Below are 8,540 nucleotides of genomic sequence, written 5' to 3'. Positions count from 1 at the left end.
CCCCCGCTTCAAGGAGGGTTTTCCACCCTCCTTGAAAATCCTCCCGAGGATATTTTCAGAACAAAGAAGGGGCAGGTATTACCCTGCCCCTTGGTCGTTTTGCCGCCGATGCGACGGCTCAGACGTAATCGGCGCGGCTGAGGCCGTATTTCGCCATCTTCTCGTTCAGGGTCCGGCGCGGCAGGCAGAGTTCCTCCATCACCGCGACGATCGAGCCCTTGTGGCGGCGCATCGTGTTGTCGATCAGCGTGCGCTCGAAGGCCTCGACGTAATCCTTCAAGGGCTTGCCCTCGGTGGTCAGCGCGCTGCCCGAGGCCTCGTTTTCCGCCATCACCAGCGACACGACCGAGCCGGTGCCGCGGCGGCTTTGCAGCACGCTCTGCTCGGCGATCGAGACCAGCTGCCGGATGTTGCCGGGCCAGGGCGCCTGCAACAGATAGGCCGCGTCCTGAGCCGACAGATCGGGCGCCGGGCAGCCGTATTCCTCGGCGTAATCGCTGGCGTAGCTCTTGAAGAGCGCGAGGATATCCTCGCCCCTGGTGCGCAGCGGCGGCAGGGTCAGCTTCATCGCCGCCAGCCGGTAATAGAGGTCGGGCCGCAGCACATCCTCCAGCGTCCGCCCCGGCTTGTGGTCGTTGCAGATGGCGACGATCCGCGTAGCGGGGGGCGCAGGCTGGTCGTTGATGAAGGTCAGCAGGCGGCCCTGCAACGCCGGGCTCAGCGATTCGATGTCCTCAAGGCAGAGCGTGCCGCCCCGCGCTTCCTCGACCATCGGCAGGCCGCCGGCCTCGACCGGGCCGAAGAGCTTGGCGGCCAGCGCCTCGTCCTCGATCCCGGCGCAGGAGACGGCGACGAACTTGCGCCCGGCCCGGGGGCCGACGGCGTGCAGCGCATGCGCCACCAGCGTCTTGCCGGTCCCGGTCTCGCCGTCGATCAGGACGTGGCCGTCGGCCTGGCCGTAATCGAGGATATCTTCGCGCAGGCGCACCATCTCGGGCGACTGGCCGACGAGGCGGCGCATGATCGTGCTGCCGTCGGACAGCTCATGGCGCAGCGCGCGGTTTTCCAGCGCCAGACCGCGCGCCTTGAGCGCGCCGCGGGCGAGATCGGCCATCCGTTCGGGATCGAAGGGCTTTTCCAGGAAATCATAGGCGCCGAGGCGCATCGCCTCCACCGCCATCGGCACGTCGCCATGGCCGGTGATCAGGATCACCGGCAGGCCCGCATCCATGCCCATCAGCCGCTTCAACAGCGCCATCCCGTCCATGCCCGGCATGCGGATGTCCGACACGACGATGCCGGGGAAATCGGCGCTCAGCACCGCCAGGGCCTCTTCGGCGCTGCCGAAGGTCTCGGGCTGGAACCCCGAGAGCGACAGCCACTGGCTGATCGAGGCCCGCATATCCTGTTCGTCGTCGATGACCGCGACACGGGTTGGTGTGCGGCCGGCCAGCGGCGCGGTGGCGGGGTCCAGCTTGGGGGCGCTTTCCGGAGCGCTCATGCTCTCTCTCCTGATCGTCATGTGGCGGCGGATCGACGACCCGCTGAGCCAATATAGGGGTTATGCCGCCGATTGTCCGGCGTTGGCCAGTACCGGTAACGCAATATCGAACGCGGCGCCGCCCTCGGGCAGGTTCCGCGCGGTCAGCCTGCCGCCGTGATCGGCGACGATGCCCGAGGAGATGGCGAGGCCAAGGCCCACGCCCTCGCCCGCCTTTTTCGAGGTGTAGAAGGGCTCGAACACCTTGCCGATATCGGCGATGCCGGTGCCGTTGTCCTTGATGGTCAGCGTGACGGTATCGCCCTGGGTCAGGATCAGGTCGATCTGCGGCGCGTTGACGGCGCGGGTCGCATCGACCGCGTTGCGCATCAGGTTGATGATGACCTGTTCCAGCCTGAGCCGGTCGCCCATCACCGTGACGGGTTCCTTCGGCAATGTCCGAACCACCAGCACCCGGCGTTCGCGCAGGCGCGGTTCCATCATGGTCAGCGCCTCGGTCACGCAATCGCGCAGGTCGAGCGGCTCGAAGGCGTCGCCGCCCTTGCGGGCGAAGCTTTTCAGCTGGCGGGTGATGGCGCCCATCCGGTCGATCAGGTCGTCGATGCGCTGGAAGCTGACCAGCGCCTCCTCACCCCGCCGCCGGGTCATCAGCAGCCGCGCGCCCGCCAGATAGGTCTTCATCGCGGCCAGCGGCTGGTTCAGCTCATGGCTGACCGCGGCCGACATTTCGCCCAGCACCGCCAGTTTCGAGGATTGCGCCAGCGTCTGTTCGGCGACGTTGAGCTCCTTCTGCACCTTCTCGCGGGCGGCGATCTCGCGTTGCAGGCGCAGGTTCAGCTGCCTGAGTTCCAGCGATTCCTGTTCCAGCCGCGCCGATTGCGACCAGGCACGGCGCGAGAAGAGGTAGAAGACCATCGCCAGCAGGAGGGCGAAACCCATGATGACCAGCGCCAGCACGCCGTTCACCTTTTCCCGCACACCGTCATAGGTCGTGTAGCTGATCAGCCGCCAGCCGCGGTGCTGGACCCGGGTTTCCGAGCGCAGCACCGCCTCGTTGGACAGGAACGCATCGGGCCCCCGCCCCGCCAGATCGGCGGTGTAGCGAAGCGCGCGCTCGATGGCGGTGGGGGCGTCGCGCATCGACAGCGCCTCGGCCTCGGTCCGGCCGCGCCAGCGGGGCTGCGTGGACAGGATGATCCGCCCCTCGCTGTCGATCAGCGCCACCGCATCCAGAAGCCCCGACCAGGAGCGTTCGAACTTCGCCAGATCGACCTCGACGGTGATGACACCCAGGATCTGCCCGCCCTCGCGGATGGCGCGGGCATAGGCGAAGCCATAGCCGCCGGAATCCCGGGCCTGCACCGCGAACAGCGTCTCGTTATTGCCGCTGGCATCGACCAGACGGCGCGAATCGACGAAGAGCGCCTCGTTGCCCCGCTGGGTCCCCAGGCGGTTGCGGTCGGTGGCGGCCACCACCCGGCCCGCGGTGTCCAGAAGCTCGATCGAGGCCGCGCCGACCTCTTGCTGCAGTGAGATGAAGATCTGCGAGATCGTCGTGTAATTGCCCGAACGCAGCGCCTCGCGCAGGACCGGATCGCGCGACAGCAGGATCGGCACGACCTGGGTGCGCTGCAGCTCGGCCTCGATGTTCCCGGCATAGAGGACAAGGCGCAGCTGGGCCCGGTTGCGGGTGTCGACGGTGAAGCTTTCGCTCAGCCAATCGTCCATCACCCAGACCACGGCGACCGCCACGATCATCAGCAGCCCGACGATGGCCTTGCCCCACGGGGGCAGGCCAAGCCGCAAGGGCGCCGCCGAGGCGGGGGTCGGGGAAGTGTCGCTCATGGCGGCATACTAGGGGCGCGCGTGCGGCGCCTCAAGGCGCCGCGGCACGGGGTCGCCTCAGGTGAGCGCCAGAGCGCCCATAACCCCCTGGAACAGCGCCGAACCATCGGTCCCGCCATGCTGGGCGTTCACCGCGCGTTCGGGATGCGGCATCATGCCGAGGACGCGGCGGTTCTCGGACAGGATCCCGGCGATCGAATGCTGCGAGCCGTTGGGATTGTCGACATAGCGGAAGGCCACGCGGTCCTCACCCTCCAAGAGCGCCAGCGTCTCGGCGTCGGCCTGATAATTGCCGTCGTGATGGGCAATCGGGATGATCGCCGTGGCGCCCTTGGCATAGCCCTGGGTGAAGGCGCTGTCGGCCGTCGCCACTTCCAGCGCCACGGGCTTGCAGATGAACTTGAGCCCGGCGTTGCGCATCAGGACGCCCGGCAGCAGGCCGGTTTCCACCAGCACCTGAAAGCCGTTGCAGACCCCCAGCACATAGCCGCCCTTCTGGGCATGGGCCACGACCGCCGAAGCGATCGGCGAGCGGGCGGCGATGGCGCCGCAGCGCAGGTAATCGCCGAAGCTGAAGCCGCCGGGGATGCCGACCACATCGGTGCCGGGCGGCAGGGCTGCGTCCTTGTGCCAGACGCGGGTCACCTCGGCGCCGGCGGCCTCGAAGGCGACGGCCAGATCGCGGTCGCAGTTGGAACCCGGGAAGGTGATGACGGCGGCCTTCATGCGGCGTCTCCTGTGGGGGCTGGGGATGGGCCTGCCATACTGCGTTGCCGCGCCCAAGAAAAGGGAAAACCGGCCCCCTGCCCGACCCATGCGCCGGGTCGCTACCCGCGCCTGTCGCCTGCCTCTGTCCAAGACCGGGGAATTAGTCCTAAGGTGGCATATCGCGGTCTGGCGGCCCGTGCTTACATGCCGCCATCCGAAGGGAGGGATACATGACCAAGGTTACACTGACCGTTAACGGCCGGTCCATGTCGGGCGAGGCCGAGGGGAGGACGCTTCTGGTGTCGTTCCTGCGCGAGGAGCTGGGTCTGACCGGTACCCACGTGGGCTGTGACACCAGCCAATGCGGCGCCTGCGTCGTGCATGTGGACGGCAAGGCGATGAAAAGCTGCACGGTTCTGGCGCAGGACGTGAACGGCGCCAGCGTGACGACCATCGAGGGTATGGCCAACGAGGATGGCTCGCTCGGCGTGGTGCAGCAGGCGTTCCAGGACCACCACGGCCTGCAATGCGGGTTCTGCACGCCGGGCATGGTGATGTCCTCGGCGGCGCTGCTGGCCGAGAACCCCAAGCCCAGCGAAGCCGAGATCCGCCATTATCTCGAAGGCAACATCTGCCGCTGCACGGGCTACCACAACATCGTCAAGGCGGTGCTGGCGGCCTCGGGGCAGGATGTCTCGACGCTGGGCGTCGCCGCCGAATAACCGACACACGCCGGATGATGGGCGCATCGCCCATCCTACCGAACCCGGCCGCGTAGGATGGGCGATCCGCCCATCCCGGCCCGACATATCAGGGAGGATTCCATGCCCAAAGACGGTGGCATCGGCGCCAGCACCAAGCGGCGCGAAGACATCCGCTTCCTCACCGGACGCGGCGTTTATACCGACGACCTCAACCTGCACGGCCAGAGCTTCGCGGTCTTCTGCCGCTCGACCGTGGCGCACGGCAAGATCGTGTCCATCGACACCGCCGCGACCGAGGCGATGCCCGGCGTTCTGGCGGTCTTCACCGGCGAGGATTTCAAGGACGTGGGCGGCAACCCCGCCGGCTGGCTGATCAACAGCCGCGACGGCACGCCGATGCGCGAACCGAAGCGCCCCGTGCTGGCTCATGGCAAGGTCCGCCATGTCGGCGACGCCTATGCCGCCGTGATCGCCGAAACCTATGCCCAGGCCAAGGACGCGGCCGAGCAGCTCGCCGCCGATACGGTGATCGACGAACTGCCCGCCATCGTCGACATGAAGGCCGCCGTGGCCGACCCGTCGAACCGCGTGCATGACGAGATCCCGGACAACCTCTGCTTCGACTGGGGCTGGATCGAGGACAACCGCGCCGCGGTGGACGAGGTCTTCAAGTCCGCGCCCCATGTCACCACGCTGGAGCTGGTCAACAACCGCCTCGTGCCCAACGCCATGGAGCCCCGCGCCTCGATCGGCGAATACTTCCCCGGCACCGGCGATTACAAGCTGACCACCACCTCGCAGAACCCGCACCTGACCCGGCTGCTGATCGCCGCCTTCGTCATGGGCATCCCGGAGAACAAGCTGCAGGTCGTGGCGCCCGATGTGGGCGGCGGTTTCGGCTCGAAGATCTATCACTACGGCGAGGAAGCCGTGGTGCTGGCCGCCGCCAAGAAGCTGAAGCGCCCGGTGCGCTGGACGGCCGAACGCTCGGAGAGCTTCCTGTCCGACGCCCATGGCCGCGACCATGTGACGAAGATCGAACTGGCCTGCGAGAAGGACGGCACCTTCCTCGCCTTCCGGACCGAGACGCTGGCCAATGTCGGCGCGTATCTGTCGAACTTCTCGACCGCGACGCCGACCTTCCTGCACGGCACGCTGATGGCGGGGCCCTACAAGGTGCCGAAGGTCTACGTGAACGTGAAGACCGTCTTCACCAACACCGCGCCGGTTGACGCCTATCGCGGCGCCGGGCGGCCCGAGGCGACCTTCAGCCTTGAGCGCGTCATCGACAAGATGTGCCGCGAGCTGGGCCTCGACCAGTTCGAGGTGCGGCGCAAGAACTTCATCACGCCGGACATGTACCCCTACACCACCCCGGTCGGGCTGGTCTACGACACCGGCAATTACCATGCCACGCTCGACAAGGCGCTGGAGATGACCGACCTCGCCGGGTTCGAAGCCCGCGCGGCGGAGTCGAAAGCCCGCGGCAAGCTGCGGGGTCTGGGGCTCAGCACCTGGATCGAGGCCTGCGGCATCGCGCCCTCGAACCTCGTGGGGGTGCTCGGCTCGCGCGTCGGCCTCTATGACGCGGCGACGGTGCGGGTGAACGCGACCGGCAACATCTCGGTCATGACCGGCGCCCACAGCCATGGCCAGGGCCATGAGACGGTCTTCGCCCAGATCGTCGCCGAGAAACTCGGCGTCGACGCCAATTCGGTCGAGATCGTCCACGGCGACACCGCCAAGATCCCCTTCGGCATGGGCTCCTACGGCTCGCGCTCGCTGGCGGTCTGCGGCTCGGCCATCGACCGGGCCATGGGCAAGATCATCGCCAAGGGCAAGAAGATCGCCGCCCATATGCTCGAAGCCGCCGAGGGCGACATCGAGTTCAAGGACGGCACCTTCTCGGTCGCGGGCACCGACAAGGCCAAGACCTTCGGCGAGATCGCCTTCTCGGCCTATGTCCCACACAACTACCCGCTGGAGACGCTGGAACCGGGGCTGGAGGAAACCGCCTTCTACGATCCGGGCAACTTCACCTATCCGGCAGGCGCCTATCTCTGCGAAGTCGAGGTCGATCCCGACACCGGCAAGGTGCAGGTCGTGGCCTTCCACTGCGCCGACGATTTCGGCAACATCATGAACCCCCTGATCGTCGAGGGTCAGGTTCATGGCGGGGTCGGCCAGGGCATCGGTCAGGCGCTCTGCGAGAACACGACCTATGACGAGAACGGGCAGCTGACCTCGGCCTCGTTCATGGATTACGCCATGCCGCGGGCGGATGACGTGCCGTTCTACGACGTGGATTATTCCTGCCAGACGCCCTGCACCCACAACCCGCTGGGGGTGAAGGGCTGCGGCGAGGCCGGGGCCATCGGCTCGCCACCTGCCGTGGTCAACGCGGTCATCGACGCGCTCCACCGGGGCGGTTATGACCATGTGACGCATATCGACATGCCCGTCTCGCCCGCCCGGGTCTGGGCGGCGATGCAGAAGCACTGAGGGAGGTCCCGATGTACAATTTCGACTTCGTGAAACCCAGCACCCTGGACGAGGCGGTCGCCGCGCTGGGGGGTGAGGACGCGCAACCGCTGTCGGGCGGACAGACCCTGCTGCCCTCGATGAAACAGCGCCTCAACGCGCCGGGGGTGCTGGTCTCGCTGACCGGGATCGCCGCGTTGAAGGGCGTGTCGCTGGAAGGCCGGCTGGTGGTCATCGGCGGCGCCACCCCGCATGCGGTGGTGGCAGCCGAGGCCGCCTCGGTCTATCCGGCACTGGCGGCTCTGGCCGGCGGCATCGGCGACCCGGCGGTCCGCAACCGCGGCACGATCGGCGGCTCGCTTGCCAACAACGACCCCTCGGCCTGCTATCCCTCGGCGGCACTGGGGTCGGGCGCGACCATCGTGACCAACAACCGCGAGATCGCTGCCGACGATTTCTTCACCGGCATGTTCGAGACGGCGCTTGAGCCGGGCGAGATCATCACCGCGGTGAAGTTCCCGGTGCCCGAGAAGGCGGCCTATGCCAAGTTCCAGCAGCCCGCCTCGCGCTTCGCCCTGACCGGGGCCTATGTCGCGAAATACGGCGACGGGGTGCGGGTGGCGATCACCGGCGCCTCGGAGGGCGGCGTCTTCCGCTGGACCGAGGCCGAGGAGGCGCTGAGCCGCTCCTTCACCGCCGAGGCGCTGAACGGCCTCTCGCTGCCCGCGGACGGCATGATGGGCGACCTGCACGGCACGCCCGCCTATCGCGCGCATCTCTGCGCCGTGATGACCCGCCGCGCCGTGACCGCAGCCCGCTGAGACACACCGGGCGGCAGGGAAACCCCCTGCCGCCCGGCCTTTGCTACGCCCGGCCCCTCTGCGCGCGCCGCGAGGGCTGCGCCTTAGCTGCACAGGCCGAGACCCTGTTGTGCGGATGGTATCTCGGGGCGAGAGAGCCCCTGAGCGCGCCCCGCCGCCAGCCCCAAGCCTCGCGCCTCGTGATCCATCAGGCACACATCCTTTTCCCCACGACGGCCTCCCCATGGGGAAACGACGCGGGGCCAAAGCATCATCTTGCCAAAAATACTCACCCCTCCCGGAGGGCTGCCAAACCTCGACGGCCCCTCTCAGTCGTTCCCCCTGAGATAAGGGCGCCCCCTGCTCGCCGCGCTGCGACAGCAAGTGTCCGCCAATATCTGCCCTAAGAGCGCCATCCAGACGGCGAGGGCCCCACTCGGCGCCAAGAACGGGATTGGATCTCAAGTCACCTAGACGGAGCCTTGAGACCGCATCACAGGC

The 8,540-nt window shown here is 67.6% G+C and carries 6 protein-coding genes; 3 read left to right on the top strand and 3 right to left on the bottom strand.

Features of this window, described 5'->3' with window-relative positions:
- Positions 1-118: 118 nt before the first annotated feature.
- Genes VDQ18_RS21790 through purQ form a run of 3 tightly spaced genes read right to left on the bottom strand, consistent with a single transcriptional unit; the run spans position 119 to position 4,072 of the window.
- Entirely contained in the window at positions 119-1,501 is a 1,383-nt protein-coding gene (locus VDQ18_RS21790; protein ID WP_323022969.1) for a sigma-54 dependent transcriptional regulator, read from the bottom strand.
- Positions 1,502-1,561: 60 nt separating this feature from the next.
- The gene (locus VDQ18_RS21785; protein WP_416235140.1) at positions 1,562-3,346 is read right to left on the bottom strand and encodes a sensor histidine kinase; all 1,785 of its coding nucleotides are present in this window, start codon (positions 3,344-3,346) and stop codon (positions 1,562-1,564) included.
- Positions 3,347-3,403: 57 nt separating this feature from the next.
- Positions 3,404-4,072, bottom strand: coding sequence for a phosphoribosylformylglycinamidine synthase subunit PurQ (gene purQ, locus VDQ18_RS21780; protein ID WP_323022968.1), 669 nt, complete (start codon positions 4,070-4,072; stop codon positions 3,404-3,406).
- 212 nt (positions 4,073-4,284) lie between these two features.
- On the opposite strand from purQ, the gene VDQ18_RS21775 reads away from it, so the two are divergent.
- The 3 genes from VDQ18_RS21775 to VDQ18_RS21765 all read left to right on the top strand — a co-directional run bounded on the left by VDQ18_RS21775 (position 4,285) and on the right by VDQ18_RS21765 (position 8,060).
- Complete coding sequence (locus VDQ18_RS21775; RefSeq protein WP_323022967.1) at positions 4,285-4,776, top strand: (2Fe-2S)-binding protein; 492 nt, start codon at positions 4,285-4,287, stop codon at positions 4,774-4,776.
- A 102-nt stretch (positions 4,777-4,878) separates the two neighbouring features.
- On the top strand, positions 4,879-7,260 hold the full coding sequence (locus VDQ18_RS21770) for a xanthine dehydrogenase family protein molybdopterin-binding subunit (protein WP_323022966.1): 2,382 nt from the start codon (positions 4,879-4,881) through the stop codon (positions 7,258-7,260).
- Between the two features lie 11 nt (positions 7,261-7,271).
- Positions 7,272-8,060 carry a xanthine dehydrogenase family protein subunit M gene (locus VDQ18_RS21765; RefSeq protein WP_323022965.1) on the top strand — a complete coding sequence of 263 codons (789 nt, stop codon included), beginning with the start codon at positions 7,272-7,274 and terminating at the stop codon, positions 8,058-8,060.
- Positions 8,061-8,540 lie beyond the last annotated feature (480 nt).

It is taken from the genome of Pararhodobacter sp. (genome assembly GCF_034676075.1).
GTDB lineage: Bacteria > Pseudomonadota > Alphaproteobacteria > Rhodobacterales > Rhodobacteraceae > Pararhodobacter.
The sequence above is the reverse complement of the archived record's forward strand: the minus strand, read 5'-3'. Positions and strand labels throughout refer to the sequence as shown.